General features: G+C 59.3%; 15 protein-coding genes. 3 read left to right on the plus strand and 12 right to left on the minus strand.

Translation table 11 applies throughout. The features are described 5' to 3' along the window. Positions 1-80 precede the first annotated feature (80 nt). Both ACO07T_RS12105 and thrS read right to left on the minus strand, forming a co-directional pair. The gene (locus ACO07T_RS12105) at positions 81-386 is read right to left on the minus strand and encodes a DUF2282 domain-containing protein (protein WP_422049628.1); all 306 of its coding nucleotides are present in this window, start codon (positions 384-386) and stop codon (positions 81-83) included. A gap of 443 nt (positions 387-829) precedes the next feature. Next, a complete protein-coding gene (gene thrS / locus ACO07T_RS12110; RefSeq protein ID WP_422049629.1) occupies positions 830-2,779 on the minus strand; it encodes a threonine--tRNA ligase in 1,950 nt (649 codons plus the stop codon). Positions 2,780-2,935: 156 nt separating this feature from the next. Here thrS and ACO07T_RS12115 point away from each other — a divergent pair, with 156 nt between their 5' ends. The 3 genes from ACO07T_RS12115 to ACO07T_RS12125 all read left to right on the plus strand — a co-directional run bounded on the left by ACO07T_RS12115 (position 2,936) and on the right by ACO07T_RS12125 (position 4,976). Continuing rightward, complete coding sequence (locus tag ACO07T_RS12115) at positions 2,936-3,682, plus strand: alpha/beta fold hydrolase (protein WP_422049630.1); 747 nt, start codon at positions 2,936-2,938, stop codon at positions 3,680-3,682. Between the two features lie 89 nt (positions 3,683-3,771). Continuing rightward, positions 3,772-4,200, plus strand: coding sequence for a VOC family protein (locus tag ACO07T_RS12120; RefSeq protein WP_422050502.1), 429 nt, complete (start codon positions 3,772-3,774; stop codon positions 4,198-4,200). 65 nt (positions 4,201-4,265) lie between these two features. Further along, a complete protein-coding gene (locus ACO07T_RS12125) occupies positions 4,266-4,976 on the plus strand; it encodes an alpha/beta fold hydrolase (RefSeq protein ID WP_422049631.1) in 711 nt (236 codons plus the stop codon). Here the strand turns inward: ACO07T_RS12125 and ACO07T_RS12130 are convergent, their stop codons facing one another. The 10 genes from ACO07T_RS12130 to ACO07T_RS12175 all read right to left on the minus strand — a co-directional run bounded on the left by ACO07T_RS12130 (position 4,977) and on the right by ACO07T_RS12175 (position 15,737). Next, positions 4,977-5,975, minus strand: a complete 999-nt coding sequence (locus ACO07T_RS12130) for an LLM class flavin-dependent oxidoreductase (protein WP_422049632.1) — start codon at positions 5,973-5,975, stop codon at positions 4,977-4,979. A 135-nt stretch (positions 5,976-6,110) separates the two neighbouring features. After that, positions 6,111-7,328 carry a DegT/DnrJ/EryC1/StrS family aminotransferase gene (locus ACO07T_RS12135; RefSeq protein WP_422049633.1) on the minus strand — a complete coding sequence of 406 codons (1,218 nt, stop codon included), beginning with the start codon at positions 7,326-7,328 and terminating at the stop codon, positions 6,111-6,113. Between the two features lie 121 nt (positions 7,329-7,449). After that, positions 7,450-8,760, minus strand: coding sequence for an NAD(P)/FAD-dependent oxidoreductase (locus tag ACO07T_RS12140; protein ID WP_422049634.1), 1,311 nt, complete (start codon positions 8,758-8,760; stop codon positions 7,450-7,452). A 71-nt stretch (positions 8,761-8,831) separates the two neighbouring features. Beyond that, positions 8,832-10,190, minus strand: a complete 1,359-nt coding sequence (locus tag ACO07T_RS12145; RefSeq protein WP_422049635.1) for a glutamine synthetase family protein — start codon at positions 10,188-10,190, stop codon at positions 8,832-8,834. Further along, the gene (locus ACO07T_RS12150) at positions 10,187-10,870 is read right to left on the minus strand and encodes a type 1 glutamine amidotransferase (RefSeq protein WP_422049636.1); all 684 of its coding nucleotides are present in this window, start codon (positions 10,868-10,870) and stop codon (positions 10,187-10,189) included. The genes ACO07T_RS12145 and ACO07T_RS12150 overlap by 4 nt, the downstream gene beginning before the upstream one ends. Before the next feature lie 58 nt (positions 10,871-10,928). After that, complete coding sequence (locus ACO07T_RS12155) at positions 10,929-12,245, minus strand: glutamine synthetase family protein (RefSeq protein ID WP_422049637.1); 1,317 nt, start codon at positions 12,243-12,245, stop codon at positions 10,929-10,931. 184 nt (positions 12,246-12,429) lie between these two features. After that, entirely contained in the window at positions 12,430-13,236 is an 807-nt protein-coding gene (locus ACO07T_RS12160) for an ABC transporter permease (protein ID WP_209060492.1), read from the minus strand. After that, the gene (locus tag ACO07T_RS12165) at positions 13,233-14,123 is read right to left on the minus strand and encodes an ABC transporter permease (protein ID WP_422050503.1); all 891 of its coding nucleotides are present in this window, start codon (positions 14,121-14,123) and stop codon (positions 13,233-13,235) included. The genes ACO07T_RS12160 and ACO07T_RS12165 overlap by 4 nt, the downstream gene beginning before the upstream one ends. Before the next feature lie 107 nt (positions 14,124-14,230). Next, positions 14,231-14,938 carry a transporter substrate-binding domain-containing protein gene (locus tag ACO07T_RS12170; protein WP_422049638.1) on the minus strand — a complete coding sequence of 236 codons (708 nt, stop codon included), beginning with the start codon at positions 14,936-14,938 and terminating at the stop codon, positions 14,231-14,233. A 25-nt stretch (positions 14,939-14,963) separates the two neighbouring features. Continuing rightward, complete coding sequence (locus ACO07T_RS12175; RefSeq protein WP_422049639.1) at positions 14,964-15,737, minus strand: ABC transporter ATP-binding protein; 774 nt, start codon at positions 15,735-15,737, stop codon at positions 14,964-14,966. Between the last annotated feature and the right edge of the window lie 84 nt (positions 15,738-15,821).

The following is a 15,821-nucleotide window of genomic DNA, read 5'->3' on the forward strand; positions in this document are numbered from 1 at the left end:
ATGACAGTTCTTGGTCCCTTGCGCCAATATGGCAGGGGAAATGCGAAGCCCCATGTGGGGCGGGGCTTCGCAAGAAGGCCTTAGCTCTTCGGCAGGTCGCGATCCAGCGCTTCCAAGGAGCCGGCACGTGGGGTGCCGTCTGCCAGTGCTGGCAGTTCCATGTCTACGCAGGTACCTGCGTCAACCAGTTTCCAGGCGTTGCCCTGGTAATCAACGGTGGAGGTGCCTGCGCAGGTGGTGCCAGGACCGGCGGCGCAGTCGTTGGCGCCTGCCAGAGACACACCGTAGCATTTCTCTTTGCCTGCGGCGGATGCGGTGGTTGCGTGCGCGGTCAGGGCTGCTGCGACGGCGCCGGCAACGGCGAGAGTTTTTACGGTTGTGGACATTGTATCTCTTCCCTCTTGATACAGTTAAATTCGGCCAGACGCGGCGTTTGCGCCTTAGCATGACTACAACATAGGTCGCCGTGCAGGTCACTTACCAATCACACGACTGTGTGCCACGGCGATGTTATCTCATGTAACACTGTGGTCGGGAAGCTGGCAAAGATCTGCAACTGTTGGTGAATCTCTTGTGAATGCTGGGGGACTTGCCGTGTAAAACTGGGGCGATTTTGGCGTTTGCGCAGGGTTTCGCCGGCCAGCAGTTGCGAGGTCTCGCCGAAAATCACTGGCAAATGTTACAATTTGCGGTGGGTGGCAATGCCTTGCAGGGGCCAAATTCGTGCAATGGCTTGCAAATGTTTCAGGTTTTGTCGTCTCGGCCCACATCAGAAAAGAAAAATGCGGCGCTCAGAGCGCCGCATTTGAGATTTTGTTGTGTGGAGCAATCACTGCATGTCGGGCGGGGTTGCCTCGACCGACAGCTGCGACACGATTTCATCCAAGCTCTGCACCTTGCTTTGCTTCTCACCCAAACGGCGGGTGGAGACGGTGCGCTCTTCGACTTCTTTTTTCCCGATGGCCAAGATCACCGGAACTTTGCCGACGGAGTGCTCGCGAACCTTGTAGTTGATCTTCTCGTTGCGCAGGTCAGCTTCCGCCCGCACGCCAGCGGCCTTGAGCGCCTCGACAACTTCCAAGCAATAGTCATCTGCATCAGATACAATCGCCGCCACAACCACCTGACGTGGTGCGAGCCAGAAAGGCAATTTGCCAGCGTGCTCTTCGATCAGAATGCCGATGAAGCGTTCAAAGGAGCCCAGTGTCGCACGGTGCAGCATGATGGGGCGGTGCTTCTCACCGTCCGCACCAATGTAGGTCGCATCAAGACGTTCCGGCAGGTTGGGGTCCACCTGAAGGGTGCCGCACTGCCAATTCCGGCCGATAGCATCGGTCAGGGTGAATTCCAGCTTGGGGCCATAAAATGCGCCTTCGCCTTCCAGGATCTCAAACTCGTGGCCAGCCGCGTTGCAGGCATCGCCAAGTGCCTTTTCGGCGTAGTCCCAGCTTTCGTCAGAGCCGATACGCTTTTCCGGGCGGGTGGAGAGCTTGATGGTCCAGTTGTCAAAGCCGAGATCGGAATAGACCTCTGACAGGAAGTCGATGAACTTCTTGGTTTCCGAAGTGATCTCATCCTCAGCACAGAAAATGTGGCCATCGTCCTGCGTAAAGCCGCGCACACGCATGATCCCGTGCAAAGCACCGGAAGGCTCATAGCGAGCACAAGAGCCGAATTCGGCAATCCGCAAAGGCAGATCGCGGTAAGATTTCAGGCCCTGATTAAAGATCTGCACATGGCAGGGGCAGTTCATCGGCTTCAGCGCGTTCACGGCCTTTTCGCGGGCGTGATCCTCGTCCACTTCGACGATGAACATGTTTTCCTGATACTTGTCCCAGTGACCGGAGGCTTCCCAGAGCTTACGGTCCACCACTTGCGGCGTGTTGACCTCTACATAACCACCGCGTTTTTGTTTGCGGCGCATGTAGTCTTGCAGCTCGGTGTAGACCGTCCAGCCATTGGGGTGCCAGAAGATCTGGCCGGGCGCCTCTTCCTGCATGTGGAAAAGGTTCATCTCGCGGCCCAAGCGGCGGTGGTCGCGTTTTTCAGCCTCTTCCAGCATGTGCAGGTGGGCTTTGAGGTCTTCTTTGTTTTTGAAGGCCACGCCGTAGATACGCTGCAACATCGCGCGATCAGAATCGCCGCGCCAGTAGGCACCGGCCACGTTCATCAGTTTGAATGCATCTGCGGGGATCTGGCCGGTATGCTGCAGGTGCGGGCCGCGGCAGAGATCCTGCCAGTGGCCGTGCCAGTACATACGCAGGGGCTCGTCACCGGGGATGGCTTCGATCAGCTCCACTTTATAAGGCTCGTTGTTGGCCTGATAGTGTTTTACCGCACGCTCGCGTTCCCAGACCTCGGTGGTCACAGGCTCGCGCTTGTTGATGATCTCTTTCATCTTCTTTTCGATGAGGCCGAGATCTTCGGGTGTGAAGGGCTCTTCACGGTCAAAGTCATAGTACCAGCCGTGCTCGATCACCGGTCCGATGGTGACTTTTACATCGGGCCAGATTTCTTGAACCGCGCGTGCCATGACGTGTGCGCAGTCGTGGCGGATCAGTTCGAGCGCTTCGGCGTCGCTGTCTTTGATGGTGTTGATTGCGATGCTGGCATCGGTCTCAATAGGCCATTGCAGATCCCAGTGTTTGCCATCCACAGTGGCAGAGATCGCTTTTTTGCCAAGCGAGGTGGAGATGGAGCTTGCGACTTCGGCAGGGGTCACACCTGCTGCGAAAGAACGCGCGTTACCATCAGGAAATGTAAGGGAAATATCAGCCATTGGCGTCTAGCTCCTCGTCAGTTTGGCGCCCACGGAACGCCCGGTTGCGGGTATATGGTTCGTCGCTTAAATGAACCGTGCTGCCCCCCAAGTCAAGCGGGGTTAACAGCTGCGACTTGCACCGATAAAATTTGAAAAAATCTTAAGAGGATCCTCATGAGCGCCACCCAGTTCTTTGACAGCCCGCAAGGCCGCCGCATTGCCTATCACAAAACCGAGGGCGCGGGGCCGACCGTCGTGTTTCTTGGTGGCCTGAAATCGGATATGGAAGGCACCAAGGCAGTGCATCTGGAGGCTTGGGCCAAAGCGCGTGAACAGAGCTTTCTGCGGTTTGACTATTCTGGGCATGGGGAGAGCAGCGGCACCTTTGAAGAGGGCTGCATAGGCGATTGGCACGAGGATACTTTGGCCACGCTGGATGCGCTGACCGAAGGGCCGCTTGTTATTGTCGGCTCTTCCATGGGCGGGTGGCAAGCGCTGTTGGCGGCCAAATCCATTCCGGCGCGCACTCAAGGTCTGGTGACCATCGCCGCAGCGCCGGATTTTACCGAGGACAGCTACTGGGCGGGCTTTTCCGACGAGCAGAAAGCAGAGCTAGACCGCGAAGGACAAGTGGCGCTGCCCTCTGATTATATGGAGCCCTACATCATCACCAAACGTATGATCGAAGACGGGCGGACCCGGCTTGTGCTGCGCGATCCCCTGTCGCTGCCATTCCCGGTGCGCTTCTTGCAGGGCACAGAGGATACGGCGGTAAGCTCTGAAGTGGCCTATCGATTGCTGGACCACGCAGAGGGGGAGGACATCCAGCTGCTGATGGTGAAGGGCAAAGATCACCGCTTTTCGGATGATGAATGTCTCAAGCTGATCGAGACCAAGGTTGAGGAAGTACTGGCCCGCTAAACGGGCCATTTGCCACTGGGGCGTGGTTCGCGCGCCAGCATGGGTGACGGTTTTGGGTATTTACAGGAGGGACTATGACACAAGCAAAGATGGAACCGCGGGTGAGTTTGATCACACTTGCCGTGAAGGACATTGCGGCATCGGCGGCCTTCTATGAAGCGCTTGGATGGGAGCGGGAGCCGGGGAATGAAGGCGTGGTGGCCTTCAATCTGCTGGGGCAAACGCTTGGCCTTTATTCAAGAGCCGGGTTGGCCGAAGATCTTGGCATTCCGGAAGACGCGATCGGCGGCTTTTCCGGAGTAACGCTGGCGCATAATGTGCGCACGGCGGATGAGGTCGCCCCTCTACTTGCGGCGGCCGAAGAGGCCGGCGGGCGCATTTTAAGACCGGCAGGGGAGGTCTTCTGGGGCGGGTTCATTGGCTATTTTGCTGATCTGGACGGACATGTTTGGGAAGTGGCCCACAATCCGTTCTCTGAGCTCTCCAAAGAAGGCGCTTTCCGCTGGGGTGGCTATTGACCGCTTGACCTAAGCGGGCGCTATGGCACAGTTGCGCACAACAAAAAGAAGAACAGGGGGCAGTTATGCAAGAGCCGATTGTGCTGTTGCCGGGAATGATGTGCGATGCACGTTTGTTTGCGCATCAGGTAACGGATTTGTCCAAAGATCACGCGGTGATGGTTGCGCCGGTCACCCAAGGGGAGCGGATCAGCGAGATAGCTTCTGCCCTGCTTCCGATCCTGCCACCAAAGTTTGCACTGGCCGGGCTGAGCATGGGCGGGATTGTCGCGATGGACATCCTGCGCAAAGCGCCGGAGCGCGTGACCCGTATCGCCTTGATGGACACCAATCCACTGGCGGAATCTCCAACCAGCGCGGCGGCATATGAGCCTTGGATAGTGGGCGCGCGGGCCGGGCGCCTTGATGAGGTGCTCAGCGATTTTATGCGGCCGGAATATCTTGCGCCCAGCGTTGCGCGCGCGGAGATACTCAATCAAGTGCGTGACATGGGCATGGCGCTCGGCCCGGAGGTGTTTGTGCGGCAGGCGCGCGCATTGCAACGCCGCCGCGACCAGCAGAGCGTTTTGCGCAAATGCAAATGCCCCGCGTTGGTGCTGTGCGGCGAGCATGATGCGCTGACGCCGGTAAAGCGGCACAGTTTCATGGCCGAGCTGATCCCCTATGCCAAGCTTGAGGTGATCCCCGACGCCGGGCATCTGCCGGTTCTTGAGAATCCAGATGCGGTCACGGCAGCTTTGCGCGCGTGGATGCGCCAGCCCTTTGTGCTGAAGTGATCAGGCTGCGAGGGGCGCCAGCTTTTGCATGACCTCCGCGGCTATTTTGAATGATTTCAGGCGTGCCCCTGGGTCGTGGATCATATTGGTGATGATCACCTCGTCCGGCTTATGACGGGCGATCAGCTCCGAAATCTGGTGACGTACCGTGTCAGGTGCCCCCACAGCCGTGACACGCAGAGCGTGGTTGACCATATGCGCTTCCACACGGTTGGCGACCTGATCAAAGCTGTCCACAGGCGCAGGCAGCGGGCCGGGCCTGCCGCGGCGCAAGTTCAGGAACCCTTGCTGCATTGAGGTGCGCAACCGGATCGCCTCGGCGTCGGTATCGGCTGCAAAGACATTCACCGCCATCATAAAACGCGGCTCTTGCGTGATTCCGGGCGTAAAGCGGTGGCGATAGATCGCAGCCGCCTCTTCCAGTGCGTCAGGGGCAAAGTGGGAGGCGAAAGCGTAGGGCAGGCCAAGCTGCGCGGCGAGCTGCGCGCCAAACAGGCTGGAGCCCAAAATCCACACCGGCACATGGGTGCCTGTCCCGGGCACGGCTTTCACCGGTTGATCCGGTGTGGCCTCTCCGAGGAACCCCATCAGTTCAATCACATCCTGCGGGAATTGATCTGGCCCGTTCAGGCCACGGCGCAATGCGGCGGCGGTGTTGGGATCGGTGCCCGGGGCGCGGCCCAGACCGAGGTCAACACGGTTCGGATAAAGCGTCGCCAAGGTACCAAATTGCTCGGCCACCTGAAGCGGGCTGTGGTTGGGCAGCATGATGCCGCCGGAGCCAACGCGGATGGTCGAGGTCGCGGCGAGCACTTGGCCGATCAATACCGCAGTGGCAGAGGAAGCAATCCCACCGGAATTGTGGTGCTCGGCCAGCCAGAACCGCCCGTATCCCCAAGTTTCCGCGTGTTGGGCAAGGCTGATTGTGTGCTGCAAGGCCTCCGCAACAGAGGCCCCTTCCGGAATGGGGGACAAATCAAGGAGTGAAAAAGCTGTCATTGGAGCGATCCGGCCTGGGGCATTGGGAGGGATATAGGTGCGGTTGTCGCACGTACCAATGGAAGCAAGGCTTTGGCCAAAAGAAAAGAGCGGACGTTGCGGCCCGCTCTTCGTTGTTCGCAACAATAGGCTCGCTTACGTGCCATAGGCGCGCAGCTTGCCCATCACATCCTGCGCAGCACCGGTGAGTGCCTCTGCGATCACGTCGAGCTCTTCTTTCTTCAGGCGCGCAGGCAGGCGAACGTCACAGGCTGATATCAGCATCGCGCGCGTCTTTGGCAGTTCGGGCATCTCTGGCATGAATTGCCAGTTCCAATATGCGCGTGCGTTGTTCGTGGACTGCCCAAAGACCTGCACCTTCACGCTACGGGCATTGGCGGCCTCTTGGAAAGCGAGGATCTCTTCGTTGTTCATGCCTTCGAGATTGAACTGGATTGAATCCGGTGCGCGCTCCTCTGGAGCAAGTTTTTCAGGCACTTGCAGCCAAGGAGAGGCATTCAAAAGACCGGCCACGTAATCGTGGTTTGCACGGCCATCGCGCACGCGGCGCGCCACTTCGCCCAGTTGTGGGCGAATGATTGCGGCGGCCAGATTGGACAGGCGCAGGTTATAGAGCGGCAGTTGGTTCTGCCAGCGACCAAAGGCTTCGGCCAGCTCGCCGGTATTGTCCCCTTCGCGCGCTTTGTGCTTCTTCCAGTTGTGCTCATAGGCGCCGGACATGATCACAGCACGGGCGATCAGATCAGCGTCGTCAGAGACCATGATCCCGCCTTCACCGGAATTCACAAGCTTATAGGACTGGAAGGAAAAACAGCCGACACGGCCGATGGTGCCGATGTTGTGGCCATGCCATGTGGTGCCAAGGCTGTGGGCCGCGTCTTCGATCACCGGGATGTTGCGCGCCTCACAAAGGGCCATGATCGCGTCCATATCAGAGGTATGACCGCGCATGTGGCTGATGATGACGGCTGAGATGCTGTCGTCGAGTTTGGCCTCAAAGTCAGCCAGGTCAATGCGATAGTTGTCGCCCACTTCGCACAGCACGGGGATGCAATCTGCATGCACAACCGAGGAGGGCACAGCCGCAAAGGTGAAGCCGGGCAGGAGCACACGGGCGTCGCGGGGCAGATCAAGCGCCTTAAGCGACAGGAAAAGTGCAGCGGAACAAGAAGAGACCGCCAGTGCATATTTGCTGCCCAACAGCTCGGCGAATTCCGCTTCCAGCAAAGAAACAGGGGCGTTTTCGGCAGCCGTGTAACGGAAGAGATCACCGGTTTGCAGAAGGCGTTCGATTTCCTCGCGTGCGGATTCCGGGATTGGCTCGGCGGCATATACATTGGGAGGCAATGTCATAGTTTTCAACTTTCTTAAGTTGGGTTTTCAAAAATATAAAACAATGCGCCGCGCCAAGCCAGCGAAATCACCCCGGGGGATGTGATGATTTCATGACATGTTGTCTCAGGGTGAAGAGGGGTCAGATGCCGAGGCGGTCGCGCAGGGCGTACCAGGTCATCGCGAGCGCGAGCAGCGGGCTGCGCAGGCGCTGGCCGCCCGGGAAGGGCAAAGCCGGCACGCGGGCCATGGTGTCAAACCCGTCGCTTTGCCCCGCCAGCGCCAGAGCGATCAGCTGGCCTGCATGCGTGGCAGTGCCGACGCCATGCCCGCTATAGCCGGACGCGGTAAGGATATTGGGCGCAAGCCGACGCAGGTAAGGCATACGCTTCATGGTGATCGCCAATGTGCCGCCCCAGGCGTAGTCGATGCGTATGTCTTTGAGATGCGGGAATATTTCCGTCATCGGTTTGCGCACAGTGGTGGCGATATCCGCCGGGAAACGGTAGCCATAGCTTTCGCCGCCACCAAAGAGCAGCCGCTTGTCGTGGCTGAGCCGGAAGTAGTTGATCACAAATTTGCTGTCGGCCACTGCGACGTCTTGGGCCAGCACCCGCGCCGCATCAGCGCCCAGCGGTTCCGTGGCCGCGATGAAATTGTTGATCGGCATGACGCGGCTTGCAACCTTGGGTTCGAGATCCCCGAGATATCCGTTACACGCCAGAACCAATTGATCAGCCGTGACTATTCCATCTGAGGTATGGACGGCGATTTTCGCGCCACGTTCGATCTTTGTGACTTCACTGGTTTCATGGATCACTGCGCCAGCCTCCGCCGCAGTGCGCGCCAAACCAAGCGCATAGGCCAGAGGATGCAGGTGCCCTGCGCCCATATCCAAGGATCCGCCGACATATTTGGGTGACGGGCACAGTGCTTGCATGGCGTCGCGATCCAGCGGCGTAATGTCCGTGTAGCCGTATTGTTTCTGCAGATGCGCTGCGTAGCTGTGTTCCTCAGCGACTTCCTTTGCGGAGAAACAGGCGTGGGCGACCCCGGGTTTGTAGTGGCAGGCGATGTCATGCTGTTGGATGCGGGATTTGACGAGGGTTTTGGCGTCCTCTGCCAAGGCCCAGAGCTTGGCTGCATCCTCGGGTCCCATTAGGCTTTCCAGCCCGTCTTGCTCCATGCGCTGGCCGCTGCCGAGCTGCCCGCCATTGCGCCCGGATGCCCCGAAGCCCACGCGGTGGGCCTCCAGCAGCACAACTTTGCGCCCAGCCTCGGCGAGATGCAGCGCGGTTGATAGGCCGGTGAAACCGCCGCCAATCACGCAGACATCTGCGCTGGATTCCCCTTTTAAAGGCGCGAATGGGGGGAGTGGGGTGGCCGTGGCGGCGTACCAACTCTCCGGATATGTGCCTTTGCGATCATTGGCGTAGAGCAGGTTCATCGACATGGTGTGTCTGTTTCCTCTTGCCTTAAATATCCCCGCCGGAGGCAAAGCCGCCCCTAAGGCGGCTTTTAAAATCAAACGTTTAGCAGCAGGTGCTCACGCTCCCAGGGGGAGATCACGGCGAGGAATTCTTCGTATTCGGCCCGTTTCACAATGGAGTAGACTCGGGCGAATTCTGAGCCGAGGACCTCGTGGAGAGCGGTGGCCTGATCGAAGAGGTCGAGGGCGCCGCCGAGGATGCGGGGGATGGCTTCTTCGCCGTCATAGGCGTCGCCCTTGAATTGCTTGTCCGGACGCTCCTGCTCAATCAACCCTAGGTAGCCACAGGCGAGGGAGGCGGCGATGCCGAGATAGGGGTTGCAATCCATGCCCGCGATGCGGTTTTCGACACGGCGGGCCTGGGGGCTGGAGAGGGGCACGCGGATGCCGGTGGTGCGGTTGTCACGGGCCCATTCCAGATTGATCGGCGCGGCGTGATCGCGCACGTAGCGGCGGTAGGAGTTCACATAAGGCGCGAGCACGGCGATGGCGGCGGGCAGGTGGTTCTGCATGCCTGCAATAAAGTGAAAAAACGCATCCGTATCGCCACCCTGAGGGCCGGAAAAGATGTTCTGGCCGGTCTCAATGTCGATCACCGAGTGGTGGATGTGCATCGCGCTGCCGGGCTCATCGGCGATCGGCTTGGCCATAAAGGTGGCGTAGCAATCATGGCGCAGGGCCGCCTCGCGGATCAGGCGTTTGAAGTAGAACACCTCGTCCGCCAGCTTGACCGGATCGCCATGCACCATGTTGATTTCGAGCTGGCCCGCGCCGCCTTCCTGGGTGATGCCGTCGATCTCAAAGCCCTGCGCTTCGGCGAAGTCGTAAATGTCGTCGATCACCGGACCGAACTCATCAACCGCCGTCATGGAGTAGGCCTGACGGGCGGCGGCGGGGCGGCCGGAGCGGCCCATCATCGGCTTGATGCTCTGCGCCGGATCGGTGTTCCGCGCGACCAGAAAGAACTCCATTTCCGGTGCGACCACCGGCTCCCAGCCTTTAGCGCGGTAGAGATCTACCACACGTTTCAATACGTTACGCGGGCTGAAGGGCACAGGGGTGCCGTCGGTGTTGTAGGCGTCGTGAATGACCTGAAGGGTCCAGTCGCCGGTCCATGGCGCGGCGGTGGCCGTGTTCCAGTCCGGGCGCAGGATCATGTCTTTCTCAATGAAGCCTTCCTCGCCCGCAGCCTCGCCCCAATCCCCTGTGATCGTTTGATAAAAAACGGAATCCGGCAGGTGGAAATAGTCCTGGCGGGCAAATTTGGTGGCGGGAACCGCCTTGCCGCGCGCAATGCCGGGAAGATCAGAAATGATACATTCGACTTCGTCGAGCCGGTGGCCTTCAAGATAGGCACGTGCAGCATCAGGAGTTTTGGAAAGCCAGTCGGTCATCGGGGTCTCTCTTGGCGGAAGAAGTCAGCAAATTGGTCGGCAATGGTCTGGCTGGCGGTGGCTTCGTCAAGCTCGTCGATGGCGGCTTCGAGCACGTCGTCAGGCACCACGCCACGGCCACGGGTGTTGATCAGACCGTCCACAAAATCGGCTGAAAATTCAGGGTGTGCCTGAACCGTCAGAGCGCGGTCGCCGTAAAGAATGGCCGCGTGTTTGCAGAAGTCATTGGTGGCAATGGTCACAGCGCCGGGCGCAAGCTCGACCACCTGATCCTGATGCCAGGCATTGAGCGCGATTTCGGTGCCCGCGAAGTCATAGGTCTGGCGGCCAACAGCCCAGCCACCCTCATATTTCTCGACTTTACCGCCAAGCGCCTGTGCGATGATCTGGTGGCCGAAACACACGCCAACCATCGGGATATTGAGCGTCACCGCCTCGCGAATGAAATCCTCCAGCGGGGGAATCCAGTCGTGATCCTCATAGACGCCATGCTTGGATCCGGTGATCAGCCAGCCGTCGCACTCTTCAACCTTTGCGGGAAATTCACCATCGACCACCTTGTAGCCTGCGAACTCAAAATCCTGTCCGGAGAGCAGTGTTTTGAACATCTCGATGTAGTTGCCGTAGTGGGGTGCGAGCTCATCGGGAGTGTGTCCGGTGAGCAAAATGCCGATTTTCATGGGTCACCAAATTTGATCAAATTTACCGTAGCGCCGCCATGGGCGTCGCGCAAGCCTGTCATACACGTTCCAGATAGGTTTGCCAGTGCTGCTCTGTGGGGATGTCGGCGAGCTTGCGCAGTTCCTGGCGCTTGGTCATCACCAGATTGCGGATCAGCTCGGCAGGCAGGCAGCGGGCGATGAAGGCATCGTGTTCAAAGAGGTCAATGGCCGTCTCCCAGCTTTCGGCCAGTTGAGGTTGCTCCTGCGCATAAGCGTTGCCGACAACCGGGGCTGGCGGCGTCATGCGCTCCGCGATCCCGGTAAGGGCGGCGGAGAGCACCGAGGCCAGCATGAGGAAAGGGTTCACATCCCCGCCTGCAACTCGATGTTCGATGCGGCGCGCAGCCGGTGGGCCGCCGGGAATGCGCAGCGCGGCGGTGCGGTTTTCATAGCCCCAACAGACCGATGTGGGCGCATGGGCACCCGGCGCAAAGCGGTCATAAGAGGGGCCGTGGGGCGCGAAGATCAGGGTTGAGGCGCGCATGGCAGCCAGACAGCCCGCAACAGCAAAGCGCAGCAGATTGGAGCCTTCGGCCGTGCCATCGTCAAACACATTGGCACCTGTTTCATCGACAACAGAGAAATGGACATGCATGCCGTTGCCTGCATCATCCGCGTAGGGTTTGGCCATGAAAGTGGCAGCAACCCCATGTTTTCTGGCGGTTGCGCGGATCAGTTGCTTGATCAGCAAGGCATCCTGTGCGGCTTTCATGGCGGGCTGGTGGTTCAGCGTGATCTCAAACTGGCCGATGCCGCCTTCGCATGTCATGGTCTGCAGCGGGATGCCCATATCTGAGGCGGCCTGATAGATATCGCTGAACAGCGCGTCAAAACTGTCGAGCTCATCCAGTGAAAGAATTTCGCTGGCGTCGAGACGACGCCCGTCCCGTGGGCTGAGTGGCGGGCGCAGGGTTTTGCCGCTGTCATCCACCAGCGTGAATTCCATTTCGGTGGCGGCCATGACTGTCCAGCCGCGGGCGGCGTAGCGGTCCAGGACGTCGGCCAGCGCCGCAATGGGATCGCCCAGATACGGCGTGCCGTCCTCTTGCAGCATCTGCATCAGCGTCAGGGAAGAGGCGGTGGAGAGCCATGGCATGGGCACGGCGCCGCGCGTGCTTGGGGTCAGGATGCCGTCCTGATCACCGCTTTCAAACACCAGCGGGCTGTCCTCGATGTCACAGCCCCAGATGTCGAGATTGAGGGCGGAGATCGGCAGGCGTGCGCCGCCTTTGGAGAGCTTTGCCTGATGTTCCGAAGGGATGCGTTTGCCGCGCAATTGACCGTTCAGATCTACGGCGGCGATGCGAAGTGTCGGAGGGAGCGCGCTGTCCATGGAGTACCTGCTTGGATAATTTGATCAAATTATCTTTGCCGTTGCGCGGCTTGTCCAGCAATTTCTCGTGATGTCGGTATCGCGTCGGTATTGCGGCTGTAACGCGACGGTGGAGAAAATACAGAAACGCCCGCCTTATAAGGGGCGGGCGCAACGTGATTTTTGCAAAAGGTGCGCGGGCGACTCAGCGGATGAGATTTGGCCGGATGCGCAGCTTTGGTGCCGCATTTTGAGGCAGATGCCGGTTCAGGCGGCGGTTCACAATTCCGAAGACCCAGATGATCACCAGAGTCAGAAGGATGAAATAGAGCGCCAGAATGGGGTAGGGCACGAAGGGGTTGTAGGTCTTATCCGCGAAGTAGTTCGCGTAATAGAGCGCATCCCCCTGTTGCCGCCATGCCGGGAAACCTGAGAAGAACACCAGCGTTGTGGCATGGAACAGAAAGATTGCCTCGTTGGTATAGGCGGGCCATGCCAGACGCATCATGGTTGGGAACATGATGCGGCGATAGCGATACCAGCCGGTGAAGCCATAGGCGTCTGCCGCTTCCACGTCACCTTTGGGGATCGAGCGCAATGCGCCGTAGAAGATCTCTGCCGAGTAGGCGGAGGTGTTCAGGAACAGCACGATCAGCGCGCCCAGTGCCGCAGAGGACAGCGGGTTGAAGATCGGCGAGAGGCCTTTGAGCGACAGGAACAGGAAGTAGGCAAAGAAGAACTGGATGAAGAGCGGGCTGCCCCGGAAGAGGAAGATGAACCACTCCGCTGGTTTGCGGGCCAGTCGGCTGTCAGAGTTCTTGGCCACTGCCAGAAGGTTGGCAAAGAGGAAACCTGTGAGCACCGCCAGAACGCCGTAGTAGACGTTCCAGATCATGCCGGAGCCGATCAGGGTGAAATGCTCACAGAGGGTGAATTCGCTGCGCGGCAGCAGGCGCTCTCCATATCCCAGAGAGCGGAAGGCATAGGCCTGAATGGTCTCGATACAGCTCATGCGGCGCTCCCTGCTTTGCGTTGGGCTTCGCCATCCAATGTGGCCTGGCCGTGGGAGAGGCGTTTGGTGAGGCGGCCCAGGGCGATTTCAGAGACCCGTGTGAACATGAGGTAGAAGATCAGGAGCGCGAGGAAATACCACATGCGCCAGTCGCCATGGGGGTAGTCGGTGAAGCGGGCGGTCTTGGAGGCGCCCAGATCGCGCGCCCAGTAGACGATGTCTTCGACACCGAGCAGGAACAGCAGCGGGGTGGCCTTGATCAGCACCATCCAGAGGTTGGACAGGCCGGGCAGGGCGTAGATCCACATTTGTGGCAGCAGGATGCGCCAGAAGGTCTGGCGCGGGGTCATGCCATAGGCCTCTGCGGTTTCCAGCTGTGGGCGCGGCACGGCGTTCATTGCGCCAAACAGCACATTGGCGGCAAAAGCGCCAAAGACGATGGCAAAGGTGAAGACCGCGACCCAGAAGCCGTAGATCTCATGCACCCATTGCGGAGAGGTGCTGAGCGGCATTTTGGCGATGTCACAGACGAGGAACTCGTTTCCTTGGCGGATCGGTTCGGACCAGTCCGGGCATTTCACCTTGTGGCGCAGCCATTCGATGCCCTGATCCAGAGCAATCACGAAGAAGAGGAAGAAGGCGATGTCCGGCACGCCGCGCACGATGGCGATATAGGCTTTGCCAATCCAGCGCAGCAGGAAGAAGCGCGCGCGGGCGGCCATGGCGCCGCCAAGGCCAAAGGCCAGCGCGGTGGGCGCGGTCACGGCCAGCAGCAGGAGCACGGTGCCAAAAGAGGCGTAAAAGGCCATGTGCTTCCCGGTGGTGAGATAGCAGCTGAGCCAAGGCAGACTGTCTAGGACAGAGGGATCTGAGCAAAAGGCAAAAATGGCTGGCCTCATTTGGTTTTCGCGCAGCACAGGCTCAAAGCAGCCTCGGCGCGGGATTGGAAAAGGGGGGCAGCCGCCCCCCTTCGGTGTTCAATGAAACAAAGGGCTTAGAATTGGCCTTCGATTTCCCATTTCTCGAGCATCGCGTTGAGCGTGCCGTCTGCCTTCATGGAGGCGATGGCCGCGTCAAACTTGCCGCGCAGCTCGTCATCAGATTCACGGAACGCCATGCCGATGCCGCCGCCGAGGTAGACATCTTCGATGAAGGTCAGCTCGGTCTCACCCACGATTGGGGCGAGGTAGTCTTTGTCCGCCAGAACCGCGTCCACTTCGCCTGCGTTCACAGCTGCGACAGTTTCATCCGGGGTTGGGAATTCCACCAGAGTGGCGCCAGTGGTGGCCACGTGGTCGGACTGGATGGTGCCGGTCTGTGCGGCAACAACAGCGGTCTTCACATCCACATCCGCGGAAAGCGCGGCATAGGCGGAAGGCGACGGCTGGGTGTAGCCCTGGGTGAAGTCCATGGTTTCTTCACGCTCGTCGGTGATGGACATGCCCGCGATGATGGCGTCGTAGTTGCCGGACTGCAGGTTCGGAATGATGCTGTCCCAGTCGTTGGTGACCCACTCGCAGGTCAGCTCGGCACGTGCGCAGAGCTCGTCGCCCAGCTCACGCTCAAAGCCGTCGATCTCACCGGCATCGTTGATGAAGTTGTAGGGAGGGTAGGCGCCCTCGGTGCCGAGACGAACGGTGTCCGCCATGGCGAAACCTGCGGTCAACGCCAGTGCGGCGGTGCTCAGGATCAGTTTGTTCATAGTGTTGCTCCCTATGGTTGGTAAGTTATGTGGCGGTTGATGACAGGAACTGTTTCAACCGTTCTGATTTTGGATTGCCGAAAAGCTCATCCGGCGCCCCTTCTTCTTCGATCAGGCCTTGGTGCAAAAACACAACGTGATCAGAGACATCACGTGCCATCTTCATGTCGTGGGTCACGATCATCATGGTGCGGCCTTCTTCAGCCAGCGCCTTGATCACGCGCACCACTTCCTGTTCAAGCTCGGGGTCAAGCGCCGAAGTGGGTTCGTCAAACAGAAGCGCCTCAGGCTCCATCGCCAGCGCGCGCGCAATGGCGGCACGCTGCTGCTGACCGCCGGAAAGCTGTGCGGGGTAGGCATCGTGTTTGTCGGCAATGCCCACCTTGTTGAGATACATATGGGCGGCTTCCTCAATCTCTTCGCGGTCGCGGCCCAGCACGGTGATGGGCGCTTCCATCACGTTTTGCAGGATGGTCATGTGGGACCAGAGATTGAACTGTTGAAACACCATCGACAGGTTGGTGCGGATGCGCAGCACCTGTTTGGGGTCGGCAGGCTGGCGTGCGTGGCCATTGCCTTTCCAACTGACGGGTTCGCCTTTGAACAGGATGTCGCCCTGCTGGCTGTGCTCCAGAAGGTTGGCGCAGCGCAGGATGGTGGATTTGCCGGAGCCGGACGAGCCGATCAGAGACACCACGTCGCCGCGATGGGCGGTGATATCCACGCCTTTGATCACTTCGAGATTGGCGTAGGCTTTGTGCAGGTCGCGGATTTGCAGAACGGGCGTGGCTTCGCTCACAGTGTCCCCATCAGTATCGGGTTGATCTTGGTGCCCCAATAGGGATGAAAATTTACCTAATTGCAACTTTCAAAAGGGCGGTTG

This window comes from Shimia sp. (genome assembly GCF_965227725.1).
GTDB lineage: Bacteria > Pseudomonadota > Alphaproteobacteria > Rhodobacterales > Rhodobacteraceae > Shimia.

Excerpts from the sequence above, each read along its gene's own strand:
- ACO07T_RS12105 (WP_422049628.1), bottom strand. The coding sequence starts at position 386 with ATGTCCACAACCGTAAAAACTCTCGCCGTTGCCGGCGCCGTCGCAGCA.
- ACO07T_RS12150 (WP_422049636.1), bottom strand. The coding sequence starts at position 10,870 with ATGAAAATCGGCATTTTGCTCACCGGACACACTCCCGATGAGCTCGCA.
- ACO07T_RS12155 (WP_422049637.1), bottom strand. The coding sequence starts at position 12,245 with ATGGACAGCGCGCTCCCTCCGACACTTCGCATCGCCGCCGTAGATCTG.
- ACO07T_RS12125 (WP_422049631.1), top strand. The coding sequence starts at position 4,266 with ATGCAAGAGCCGATTGTGCTGTTGCCGGGAATGATGTGCGATGCACGT.
- ACO07T_RS12135 (WP_422049633.1), bottom strand. The coding sequence starts at position 7,328 with ATGACATTGCCTCCCAATGTATATGCCGCCGAGCCAATCCCGGAATCC.
- ACO07T_RS12130 (WP_422049632.1), bottom strand. The coding sequence starts at position 5,975 with ATGACAGCTTTTTCACTCCTTGATTTGTCCCCCATTCCGGAAGGGGCC.
- ACO07T_RS12160 (WP_209060492.1), bottom strand. The coding sequence starts at position 13,236 with ATGAGCTGTATCGAGACCATTCAGGCCTATGCCTTCCGCTCTCTGGGA.
- ACO07T_RS12140 (WP_422049634.1), bottom strand. The coding sequence starts at position 8,760 with ATGTCGATGAACCTGCTCTACGCCAATGATCGCAAAGGCACATATCCG.
- thrS (WP_422049629.1), bottom strand. The coding sequence starts at position 2,779 with ATGGCTGATATTTCCCTTACATTTCCTGATGGTAACGCGCGTTCTTTC.
- ACO07T_RS12145 (WP_422049635.1), bottom strand. The coding sequence starts at position 10,190 with ATGACCGACTGGCTTTCCAAAACTCCTGATGCTGCACGTGCCTATCTT.
- ACO07T_RS12120 (WP_422050502.1), top strand. The coding sequence starts at position 3,772 with ATGGAACCGCGGGTGAGTTTGATCACACTTGCCGTGAAGGACATTGCG.
- ACO07T_RS12170 (WP_422049638.1), bottom strand. The coding sequence starts at position 14,938 with ATGAACAAACTGATCCTGAGCACCGCCGCACTGGCGTTGACCGCAGGT.
- ACO07T_RS12115 (WP_422049630.1), top strand. The coding sequence starts at position 2,936 with ATGAGCGCCACCCAGTTCTTTGACAGCCCGCAAGGCCGCCGCATTGCC.